The following is a 10,397-nucleotide window of genomic DNA, read 5'->3' as shown; positions in this document are numbered from 1 at the left end:
GACACACCGTTTGCCACCTGGGCGGCCTGGGCCGAACTGGTAAGACCTGCTGAGACGCGGGTGTTTGAAGAGGGTGAGGCGCCCGTAAAGAGCGCTGGCAGCGGGCATCAAGACGAGTGATGCCGCATGAAGGATAGGACCGGCTGGGGACCCGCAGGCAACTACAAGAACAGGCGGTGTTCAGCGGCTTTCTTTTGCCTACTTTTCTTTGCCGCGGCAAAGAAAAGTAGGTGCTGCCCCGCACAGGGGCGACGCGTGAAGCACCACTAGCAAATCGCGGATGCCCGCAAAAGCAAAAGCGAAAGCAAAAGCAAAAGCAAACCCCACCAGCGTCGCAGACAAAACCAGCAATTAACCCACATTAGCCGCCTGCAAGGCATCCCGCCCCTTCCGCCGATAAGCCCAAACCAGCATCAACACGCCTGCGATCACCATCGGCAGAGACAGCCACTGCCCCATAGAAAGCCCAAACGCGAGCAGACCCAGAAAATCATCCGGCTCACGCGCAAATTCGACGGTAAACCGAGCCAACCCATACCCAATCAGAAACACAGCCGAAGCAGCCCCAACAGGCCGCGGCTTGCGCGTGAAGAACCACAGCACAAGAAACAGCACGACACCTTCAAGCGCGATCTCATACAACTGGGAAGGATGCCGCGGCAACATGTGATACTGGGCAAACACCTCACCGAGATGCCACTGCGCAGCCTGCACAGGATGCGCCGCAAGCCAACCGGCATCTTCATTGGCAGCGCCAGGAAACAGCATCGCCCAAGGCGCATCCGGCGACGTCACCCGCCCCCACAACTCGCCATTGATGAAGTTGCCCAACCGCCCCGCCGCCAGCCCCGTCGGCACCATCGGTGCAACGAAGTCCGTCACCTGCAGCCACGTCCGCTTGCGCTGCCACGCGAACAGGATCATCGCCAGCGTGACGCCGAGAAAGCCGCCGTGAAAGGACATGCCGCCTTCCCACACCTTGAAGACGTCGAGAGGATGCGCGAAATACCAGCTCGCCTTGTAGAACAGCACATAGCCAAGACGTCCGCCGAGGATGGTGCCGAGCACGCCATAAAACAGCATGTCGTCGATGTCCTTCGGGGTCCAGCCTTGCGCAGCGACATGCGGCAAACGCAGCCGCAGCCGCCCTACGACGATCGCCATGACAAAGGCGACCAGATACATCAGGCCGTACCAGCGGACGGCCAGCGGCCCCAGGTGGATGGCGACAGGGTCGAAATTCGGGTGAATGTGCATCGTATCGTTATAGGGGTTCGGTAATCTGAAAACTCAAGCGCATTGGACGCGCTACGCCGCAAAGGGTTCGCCGCACGATGCAAGGCAAGGCGTCAGCCCGCCGGCGCATCGCCATGTGCACGCACGATGTCGATGAAACCGGCCAGCACGGGCGTCACTTCCGCCGTGCGCCACACCAGCCCGGTGACGACAGCGGGCACCGCTTCACGCAACGGACGATACACGACGCCCGTGCGCCGCAGATTACGCAACGATTGCGGCACCAGCGCGACACCCATGCCCGCGGACACGAGACTCACGATCGTCTGCATCTGGATCGCTTCCTGGCCGATGCGCGGTGTGAGGCCCGCCGCGCCGTAGCAATCCATAATGATGTCATAAAAGCCTGGCGCCAGACGCCTTGGAAAGACGACGAGCGGCGCGTCGCCCGCCTGCGCGAGGCTCAACGGCGCGTCGCGCCATTCGGCCGCGCTGCCTTCATCGCCTTCGATACGCGCCGCCATCTCCGACGACATCGCGATCACCAGCGGCTCGCGCGCCAACGGCAGCCACGACAGTTGCGACGCATAGCGCGGCGGCAATGGCCCGATCACGAGACCTGCATCGACGCGCCCCGCCATCAGTTCCTCTATCTGCACGTCGCTGGTCGCTTCGAGCAGTTCGAGCCGCACGCGAGGGTGCAGCGCGCCGAACGCCCGCAAGAGCGGCGGCAACAGTCCGTAATCGGCTGTCGATACGAACGCAAGCGACAGGACGCCCGCCTCGCCGCGCGCGAGACTTTGCGCCAGCGGCCGCAGCGCTTCTGCGCCCGCGAGCAGCCGCCGCACCTCGGGCAGCAGATCCGCGCCGACCGAGGTCAGTTCGACCGAACGCCTGGTACGCGCAAACAGCTCGACGCCGAGCGTCTCTTCCAGCGCGCGGATGGCCTGCGACAGCGGCGGTTGCGTCATCGACAGCCGCGCCGCCGCACGGCCGAAGTGCTTCTCTTCGGCCACCGTCACGAAGTAACGCAATTGCCGCAAATCGGGCATCACAGGCAAGCTCATTGATACATTTTACGACCTAATCGGCGCTGAATAATATATTGGACATTCTTTTGCAGAAACTCCATTCTTGCCCCACGCGCCCGAACTAGACTACAGACCCCGCGCTGACACCGCCCAAAGCCGTTGCGCCGCGAGCGGGAAGCGAGCCGCCCGGCGCGCACATCACAACAACTGGATGGAGCTCCCCATGCCGTACAACCGTCGTTCGAAGAACATCACGCAAGGCGTCGCGCGTTCGCCGAATCGCTCGATGTATTACGCGCTCGGCTACCAGAAGGACGATTTCGACAAGCCGATGATCGGCATCGCCAACGGCCACTCGACCATCACGCCATGCAACGCCGGCCTGCAGCCGCTCACCGATGCCGCCGTGCTCGCCGTCAAACGCGCCGACGCGAACCCGCAAACCTTCGGCACACCGACCATTTCGGACGGCATGTCGATGGGCACGGAAGGCATGAAGTACTCGCTCGTCTCGCGCGAAGTCATCGCCGACTGCATCGAGACCTGCGTGCAGGGTCAGTGGATGGATGGCGTCGTCGTGATCGGCGGCTGCGACAAGAACATGCCGGGCGGCATGATCGGCCTCGCGCGCATGAACGTGCCTGGCATCTACGTGTATGGCGGCACCATCAAGCCGGGCAAGTGGAAAGGCGTGGATCTGACCATTGTGTCGTCGTTCGAAGCCGTCGGCGAGTTCACGGCGGGTCGCATGTCGCAGGAAGATTTCGAAGGGGTCGAACAGAACGCCTGCCCGACCACGGGCTCGTGCGGTGGCATGTACACGGCCAACACGATGAGTTCGTCGTTCGAAGCGCTCGGCATGTCGCTGATGTATTCGTCGACGATGGCGAACCCCGATCAGGAGAAAGTCGATTCGGCAGCCGAATCGGCGCGCGTGCTGGTCGAAGCGGTGAAGCAAGACCTGAAGCCGCGCGACATCATCACAAAGAAATCGATCGAGAACGCCGTCGCGCTGATCATGGCGACGGGCGGCTCGACCAACGCCGTGCTGCACTATCTGGCGATTGCGCATGCTGCCGAAGTCGAATGGACCATCGACGACTTCGAGCGTATCCGCAAGAAAGTGCCTGTGATCTGCGACCTGAAGCCGTCGGGCAAATACGTCGCGACGGATCTGCACGCGGCGGGCGGCATCCCGCAAGTGCTGAAGCTGCTGCTCGACGCGGGCCTGCTGCACGGCGACTGCATGACCATCACGGGCAAGACCATCGCCGAAGAACTGAAGGACGTCCCGAGCAAGCCGCGCGCGGACCAGAAAGTGATCTATCCGCTCGACAAGGCGCTCTACGACGAAGGCCATCTCGCGATTCTCAAGGGCAATCTCGCGGAAGACGGTGCGGTCGCGAAGATCACCGGCCTGAAGAATCCCGTCATCACCGGCCCGGCGCGCGTGTTCGACGATGAGCAAAGCGCGATGGAAGCGATCCTCGCCGACAAGATCCATGCCGGCGATGTCGTGGTGCTGCGCTATCTCGGCCCGCAAGGCGGTCCGGGCATGCCGGAAATGCTGGCGCCGACTTCGGCCATTATCGGCAAGGGGCTGGGCGAATCGGTCGGTCTGATCACGGACGGGCGCTTCTCGGGCGGCACGTGGGGCATGGTGGTCGGCCACGTCGCGCCGGAAGCCTTCGTGGGCGGCACGATCGCGCTGGTGCAGGAAGGCGCTTCCATCACCATCGACGCGCATCAGCTGTTGCTGCAACTGAACGTCGACGATGCCGAACTGCAACGCCGCCGCGGCGCCTGGAAGCAGCCCGCGCCACGTTACACGCGCGGCGTGATGGCCAAGTTCGCGGCACTGGTGAAGCCGGCCAACAAGGGCGCCGTCACGGGCTGACGCGACGCAGCACCGCGCTGCCGGACCACGCTTCGATGGAGAAAGGGGCACACGGATCGCCGTGTGCCCCTTTGATCTTATAATGCGTCCACCACGAGCCGGCCCGAGTCACCGGCGGAGACCATAATGAAATCGAAGTCGTATGCGGCATTCTTGCTGGCAGGCACTTTGGCATTCACCGGCGCGGCGCGCGCGGAATCGGCTCAAGGCCTCGCACTGGCGCAAAAGCAGAACTGCATGAGTTGCCACTCGGTGTCGCGGCAATTCATGGGGCCGTCGCTGCATGATGTCGCCGCGAAATACTCGGCGCGCAGCGATGCCGTCGCCTACCTCACGCGCAAGATCACGGAAGGCAGTTCCGGCGTTTGGGGTCCCGTACCGATGCCCGCCAACACTCAGGTCACGCAGGACGAAGCGATGTCGCTGGCAAGCTGGATTCTGACGCTTAAATAGGCGTGCGGCCCGGGTGCTGGTTCAGGTGCCCGCCTACTTGCTGGTCGTCGAGTTACCGAGTTCTTCGCGGATCGCCTCGCGCACCCAGCTCAGCATTTCCGTTTCCAATGCGAGCGCTACCTCGCGTGTGATCTGATTGACGAGCCAGGTCGTGTGGTCCTGGAACGCGTCGCGGCAACGCGCTTCGATCAGATTACGTCCATCGCCCTTCAGATACGTCGCGAACCGGCCGCGCAGCCGCTCGGCCAGTACATCGGCATCGTAGTCGGTGGCGTTTGCGGGTGCCGCAGCGGGCGCATGAGCATGCTCTGCCTGCAACGCAACCGGTTCGGGCGGCGCGACATACTGCTCTGCCGCCGAACCCGAGGTGAACTCCGCTTCGCCGGGCACGAACTGCGCAGGCTCGCGCAAAGGCACATGCGGCGATTCGTAGATGGAATCGAGCAAGGGCACGTCGTCATCCTGGATGGGTGACGGTGTGTGCGCTTCTGCATGTGAGTCATGCGGCGCTGCGTCCGCTTCATGCGTTTCATGGGCTGCGTGTGCTTCATGCGCACCATGCTTGCGCGCGTGCGTCCCTTCGTGACCATGCCCGTGCGAGCCGCTGCGCTTCGGACGCTTTGCCTTGACGTGAGGATCGTGACCCGTCTCCATCACGTCGGTCAGGATGGGGATGTCTTGATCGGAAGAGTCGGAAGATTGGGACACGAAAACACTCCCTTGAAAGATCGGACGAGCCGGTTCTGCGCGAATCGGACAAACCCGCGCATCGAGCGGACAACGCACGGACAGCAACCGGTCAGGCGCCCTGCTTGTAGTTATTCAGAGCATAGCCGCGATCGCGATAGAAGCGATAGCGGTCGCGGCCGGCGGCCAGTTCGTCGGGCGCATTGCCGACGATTTCCAGCAGGCGCTCGAAGCGCGCGAACTGCGGCGGCACGGTTGCACCCAGATTCAACAGTATCTGATGGTGCGGCGCGTCGTCGAGTGAAGACGTCAGCACGACGGGCGTCTGCGCCGCGAGCGGGCTGGCCGCGAGGCAATGCGGGATGAAGTCGAGTGGCGAGAAGGTCCACAACTGCTCGTCGAACGCGCGCAGCCGCGGCGGCTCGGCCAGCACGACGCGCGGCTGGCCGGCCTGATACGCCTTGCGCACGAGACGGCATGCGTACTGCAGCGAATCGCCGACGTTCGAATGAAAGTCGATGCGTGTCATCGGCGATCCTGTCTTGCTGCGCAATGCGTGTATTGCATGTGCTGCGTGATCGGACTGCGACGCGTCATTGCGCCGCGCGGTCGATCAGGAACTGCGCCAGCAGCGGCACGGGACGGCCCGTGGCGCCCTTGGCTGCACCGCTCTTCCATGCCGTGCCGGCGATGTCCAGGTGCGCCCACGGATACGCTTCCGTGAAGCGCGACAGGAAACACGCTGCCGTCACGCTGCCCGCCGGACGTCCGCCGATGTTGGCGATGTCCGCGAAGTTCGACTTGAGCTGATCCTGATACTCGTCATCGAGCGGCAGGCGCCATGCGGGATCGGACGCTTCCTTCGAGGCATCCAGCAGTTCGCCCGCGAGCGCGTCGTCCTTCGAGAACAGGCCGCTGTTGTGATGGCCGAGCGCGATGATGCACGCGCCCGTCAGCGTGGCGATGTCGATCACGGCAGCGGGCTTGAAGCGTTCCGCATACGTGAGCGCGTCGCACAGGATCAGGCGGCCTTCGGCGTCCGTGTTCAGGACTTCGATGGTCAAGCCCTTCATGCTGGTGACGATGTCGCCCGGCTTGGTGGCATTGCCGGCCGGCATGTTTTCGCAGGTCGGAATGATGCCGACCACGTTCAGCTTCAGGCCCATTTCGGCCACGGCACGCAGCGTGCCCAGCACCGAGCCTGCGCCGCACATGTCGTACTTCATCTCGTCCATGCCTTCGCCCGGCTTGAGCGAAATGCCGCCCGTATCGAACGTAATGCCCTTGCCGACCAGCACGACGGGCGCGGCCTTGGCGCCGCCGCCCTGATACTGGAGGACGATGAACTGCGGCGGCTCGACGGAACCCCGTGTGACCGACAGGAACGAGCCCATCTTGAGCGCTTCGATCTGCTTCTGGCCGAGCACTTCGACCTTGAGCTTCCAGTCTTTCGCGAGCTTCTTCGCGGTGTTGCCCAGATAGGTCGGCGTGCAGACGTTGCCCGGCAGGTTGCCGAGGTCTTTGGTCAGATCCATGCCGTTGGCGAGCGCGACGCCCTGCTTCAACGCGACCTTGGCGAGCTTCTCGTCCGCGCCGTCGACGCTGAACACGATGCGCTTCAACGCGCGCGCACCGTTGTCCGCCTTGCTCTTCATCTGCGTGAACTTGTAGGTCAGCTCGCGCAGCGCGAGGATCGCGGCGCGCACCGCCCAATCCGACGAGCGCTCCTTGACGGGCGCCTGAGCCAGCGTAAACGTGACCTGTGTGATCTTGGTGCCGAGAATGGCGCGCCATGCAGCGCGCACGGCGTCGCCGTAGGCTTTCTGCGTGAAGGCATCCTGCTTGCCGAGGCCGACCAGCAGCACGCGCGACGCGCCGATGCCCTGCACTTCATGCAGGAACACCGTGCTGCCCGTCTTGCCGTCCATGTCGCCCGCCTTGATGATGCGCGTGAGCAGACCCTTGGTGGCCGCGTCGATTTCCAGCGCGGCGCCCGACAGCGTCTGCGACTCGAACACGCCGATCGCGATGCAATCCGATTTTCCGGTAAGGAACCCGTTGGTCGAGCCTTTGCTCCAATCACAGGCTTTTATGCTAAAGTCCATCGCGCTTGTCCTCGGATAAAATCTGGGCTTAGGATGAAAGCCGCAATTATCCGCTATTTTTCCCGCGGCGGCTGCACGAAGGCGTGATGGGGCTGAACCCCGCCGCCAACGAAGCGCCCCCTCTCTTCATCAACCATGATTTTTGAACGCTCCCTCCAGCGCGAACTGGCGTACACGGCTGGCGCCGTGTTCATGGTTCTGCTCACGCTGGTCCTGACGACGATGATGATCCGCATCGTCGGTTTCGCGGCGTCCGGCGAGATCGACCCGCGCGACGTGCTGGTGCTGATCGGCCTGACGGTCATCGGCTATCTGGCCATCATGCTGGTCGCGACTTTGTTCGTGTCGATCCTGTTCGTGCTCACGCGCTGGTACAAGGATTCCGAAATGGTCGTGTGGCTCGCCTCGGGCGTGAGCCTCACGCGTTTCATCAAGCCGATCGGCCTGTTCGCGACGCCCATCATCATTCTGATCGCCTTCTTCGTGTTCGTCGGCTGGCCGTGGTCGAACCAGCAGAGCAAGCTGATCCGCGCGCGCTTCCAGCAACGCGACGAGGTCTCGCTGCTCGCGCCGGGCCAGTTCCGCGAATCGGCTGTGAGCCATCGGGTGTTCTTCATCGAGAAGATGTCGCCCGACCAGAGCCACGTCGAGAACGTATTCGTCACCAGCACGGAAGGCGGCAAGGTGAACGTGGTCGTGTCGAAGAACGGCCACACGGAAACCATGAAGAACGGCGACCGCTTCGTCGTGCTGGAGAATGGCCGCCGCTACGACGGCGAGCCGGGCCATCCCGATTTCCGCATCATGGAGTTCGAGCGCTACGGCGTGAAGATCCAGAGCCAGCCGGTGGTCAGCACGCCGACCACGACGGGCACGCCCACGCTGGATCTGTTCCGCGATCCGACCCGTCAGAACCTCGCCGAATTTGCGTGGCGCGCGGGGCTGCCGTTGATCGGCATCAACCTGATGCTGCTCGCCATCCCCCTCGCCCACCAGAATCCGCGCCGCAGCCGCACGATCAACCTCGTGATGGCCGTGCTGATCTATCTGACCTATTCGAACCTGCTGAACGTCGTACAGTCGTGGATCGAGCAGGGCAAGATGTCGTTCGGCGTGGGGCTGGTCGGGCTGCACGTCGTGGTGGCGCTGGTCGTCGTGTTCATCTTCTGGCTGCGCGTGCGCAACCGGCCGCTTTTCACGCGGGCGATGTTCAGCCGGTCGTCGAACAACACGGCGCGGGGAGCATGACCCATGCGCATTTATGAAAAGTATTTTGCGCGTCAGGTCTACCTCACCTTCGTCTTCATTCTGTTCGCGTTTTCGGGTCTGTTCTTTTTCTTCGACCTGATCAACGAACTGAACTCGGTCGGTCACGGCAACTACAAATTCCAGTACGCGGTGCTGCGCGTCGCGCTGCAAACGCCGTCGCGCTTCTACGAAATCATTCCCGTAGCAGCGCTGATCAGCGCGATCTATGTGTTTGCGCAAATGGCGGCGAATTCGGAGTACACGATTTTCCGCGTGTCCGGTCTCGCGACCAATCAGGCGCTGCGTTCGCTGCTGAAGATCGGCATCCCCATCGTGATCCTGACGTACATCATCGGTGAAGTGGTCGGGCCGTACACCGATCAGCTTTCGGAACGCGTGCGGCTGGAAGCGCTGGGTTCGTCGGTGTCGAGCAACTTCGAATCGGGCGTCTGGGTGAAGGACACGCTGACGGCGCGTGCCGATGGCGAGCAGGTGACGCGCTTCGTGAACGTCGGCCAGTTGCAGCCGGACGCGACCATTTCGAACGTGCGCATCTATGAATTCGATTCGAAGTTCCGTCTGTCGAACGTGCGTATCGCGAAGTCGGGCCAGTATCAGCCGCCCGGCCACTGGCTGCTGAAGGACGTCACCGACACGCAACTGCTGGACGTCGCACCCGATGCCGGCAAGCCTGCTGACGCGCTGACCCCGGTGTATCGCGCGAAGCAGGTCTCGCTGCCTGAGTATTCGCTGCGTTCGGAACTGACGCCGCAGATCCTGTCGGTGCTGCTGGTCGCGCCGGAGCGGATGTCGATGTTCAATCTGTTTCGCTACATCCAGCATTTGACCGAGAACCATCAGGACACACAGCGGTATGAGATCGCGCTGTGGCGCAAGATTCTGTATCCGTTCGCCGTGTTCGTGATGCTGGTGCTGTCGGTGCCGTTTGCGTATCTGCATACGCGCGCGGGCGTGGTCGGTGTGAAGGTGTTCGGCGGGATCATGCTGGGCATGAGCTTCCAGCTGTTCAATACGCTGTTCTCGCACATCGGCAATCTGAATACCTGGCCTGCGCCGTTGACAGCGGCGACGCCTGCGTTGATCTATCTCGTGTTGGGTCTTGTTGGGCTCAAGTGGGTTGATCGGCATTAGTTGTTTTCATCCTCGCGGAGCGATCGGATCATGAGTGCTCATGGGATTGTGCTGTTTGCGCATGGCGCGAGGGATGCCCGTTGGGCCGAGCCTTTTGAGCGGCTGTCGGCGCGATTGCTGGCACTGCGGGGTGAGGATGCTGGTCCGGTTTCGCTTGCGTTTCTTGAACTGATGACGCCGGATTTGCCGACTGCTGTTGCTGCTCAGGCTGCAGCTGGGGTTTCTGTGATTACTGTCGTGCCGGTGTTTTTTGGCCAGGGCGGGCATATTCGGCGAGACCTTCCAGTGATTCTTGATCAGTGCCGTAGCGCGAATCCTTCCGTTGAGATTCGGTGTTCTACCGCTGTCGGTGAGGATGCTGAGGTGATTGAGGCGATTGCTGGGTATTGCCTGCGGCAGGCTTTGGGTTGAGGTTGGTGGTGTTTGCTTTTGCTTTTGCTTTTGCTTTCGCTTTCGCTTTCGCTGGCATCCGCGATTTGGTGTTGGTACTTCACGCGTCGCCCCTGTGCGGGGCAGCACCTACTTTTCTTTGCCGCCGCAAAGAAAAGTAGGCAAAAGAAAGCGGGCTAACACCGCCCGCTTCGGTCT

10 protein-coding genes are annotated in these 10,397 nt (G+C 62.4%); 5 read left to right on the top strand and 5 right to left on the bottom strand.

Annotated features, from left to right (window positions below):
• Nucleotides 1-351 precede the first annotated feature (351 nt).
• Together lgt and DK391_RS42845 are read right to left on the bottom strand one after the other, a co-directional pair.
• Complete coding sequence (gene lgt, locus DK391_RS42850; protein ID WP_109484067.1) at nucleotides 352-1,257, bottom strand: prolipoprotein diacylglyceryl transferase; 906 nt, start codon at nucleotides 1,255-1,257, stop codon at nucleotides 352-354.
• A gap of 92 nt (nucleotides 1,258-1,349) precedes the next feature.
• Nucleotides 1,350-2,303 (bottom strand): LysR family transcriptional regulator, encoded by a 954-nt coding sequence (locus DK391_RS42845; RefSeq protein WP_109484066.1) that lies wholly within the window; start codon nucleotides 2,301-2,303, stop codon nucleotides 1,350-1,352.
• A 187-nt stretch (nucleotides 2,304-2,490) separates the two neighbouring features.
• On the opposite strand from DK391_RS42845, the gene ilvD reads away from it, so the two are divergent.
• Together ilvD and DK391_RS42835 are read left to right on the top strand one after the other, a co-directional pair.
• A complete protein-coding gene (gene ilvD / locus DK391_RS42840; protein WP_109484065.1) occupies nucleotides 2,491-4,164 on the top strand; it encodes a dihydroxy-acid dehydratase in 1,674 nt (557 codons plus the stop codon).
• Between the two features lie 126 nt (nucleotides 4,165-4,290).
• Entirely contained in the window at nucleotides 4,291-4,617 is a 327-nt protein-coding gene (locus DK391_RS42835; RefSeq protein ID WP_109484064.1) for a c-type cytochrome, read from the top strand.
• Between the two features lie 33 nt (nucleotides 4,618-4,650).
• Here DK391_RS42835 and DK391_RS42830 read toward each other — a convergent pair whose 3' ends face one another.
• The 3 genes from DK391_RS42830 to DK391_RS42820 form a co-directional block, all read right to left on the bottom strand.
• Complete coding sequence (locus DK391_RS42830; protein WP_109484063.1) at nucleotides 4,651-5,325, bottom strand: DUF2486 family protein; 675 nt, start codon at nucleotides 5,323-5,325, stop codon at nucleotides 4,651-4,653.
• Between the two features lie 91 nt (nucleotides 5,326-5,416).
• The gene (locus tag DK391_RS42825; RefSeq protein WP_109484062.1) at nucleotides 5,417-5,833 is read right to left on the bottom strand and encodes a DNA polymerase III subunit chi; all 417 of its coding nucleotides are present in this window, start codon (nucleotides 5,831-5,833) and stop codon (nucleotides 5,417-5,419) included.
• A gap of 64 nt (nucleotides 5,834-5,897) precedes the next feature.
• Nucleotides 5,898-7,409, bottom strand: coding sequence for a leucyl aminopeptidase (locus tag DK391_RS42820; protein ID WP_109484061.1), 1,512 nt, complete (start codon nucleotides 7,407-7,409; stop codon nucleotides 5,898-5,900).
• Between the two features lie 135 nt (nucleotides 7,410-7,544).
• Here DK391_RS42820 and lptF point away from each other — a divergent pair, with 135 nt between their 5' ends.
• From lptF to DK391_RS42805, 3 genes are read left to right on the top strand one after another with little or no spacing between them, the layout of a single operon-like run.
• Nucleotides 7,545-8,657 (top strand): LPS export ABC transporter permease LptF, encoded by a 1,113-nt coding sequence (lptF, locus tag DK391_RS42815; protein WP_109484060.1) that lies wholly within the window; start codon nucleotides 7,545-7,547, stop codon nucleotides 8,655-8,657.
• A gap of 3 nt (nucleotides 8,658-8,660) precedes the next feature.
• Complete coding sequence (gene lptG, locus DK391_RS42810; protein ID WP_109484059.1) at nucleotides 8,661-9,809, top strand: LPS export ABC transporter permease LptG; 1,149 nt, start codon at nucleotides 8,661-8,663, stop codon at nucleotides 9,807-9,809.
• 30 nt (nucleotides 9,810-9,839) lie between these two features.
• Nucleotides 9,840-10,220: a CbiX/SirB N-terminal domain-containing protein gene (locus DK391_RS42805; RefSeq protein WP_109484058.1), complete on the top strand. Its 381-nt coding sequence runs from the start codon at nucleotides 9,840-9,842 to the stop codon at nucleotides 10,218-10,220.
• Nucleotides 10,221-10,397: the final 177 nt, after the last annotated feature.

Source organism: Paraburkholderia sp. C35, assembly GCF_003121405.1.
Taxonomy (GTDB): domain Bacteria; phylum Pseudomonadota; class Gammaproteobacteria; order Burkholderiales; family Burkholderiaceae; genus Paraburkholderia.
The sequence above is the reverse complement of the archived record's forward strand: the minus strand, read 5'-3'. Positions and strand labels throughout refer to the sequence as shown.